This window comes from Mesorhizobium sp. M2E.F.Ca.ET.219.01.1.1, assembly GCF_004016445.2.
Lineage (GTDB): Bacteria > Pseudomonadota > Alphaproteobacteria > Rhizobiales > Rhizobiaceae > Mesorhizobium.
The window spans coordinates 1-315 of the sequence record NZ_SADT02000185.1; the positions used below are offsets into that span (position 1 = coordinate 1).

Sequence of the window (315 nt, forward strand, 5' to 3'; positions counted from 1 at the left end):
TTCAGGTCGCGCCGCGTTCGACCAGCGACGAACTTTCGAAAGCCTTCGTCGATTCGATGTCGCAAGGCCTGCTGGTCACAGACACCAAAGGCCGCATCGTCTACGCCAACCGGGCCTACGCCGACATGACGGGCGCTTCGTCGGCGGCCGACCTCAAGACGGTCGAGGGGCTGCTGTCGGACGTTCCCGAAGCCTCGATGACCATCTACCGACTGGCGTCCGGCCTGCGCGACGGCCAGGCGGGCGACGGCGAGTTCAGGCTTGCGCAGTCCATCCGCCCCGGGGCGGAGCCCGGCGCGCACTGGTACCGCACCC

Annotated in this window: 1 protein-coding gene; it reads left to right on the top strand. The window is 68.3% G+C overall.

Translation table 11 applies throughout. The annotated features are described in order from the left end of the window. A partial coding sequence (locus EN862_RS35445; protein ID WP_135913325.1) for a PAS domain-containing protein occupies positions 1-315 on the top strand: 315 nt, incomplete at both ends.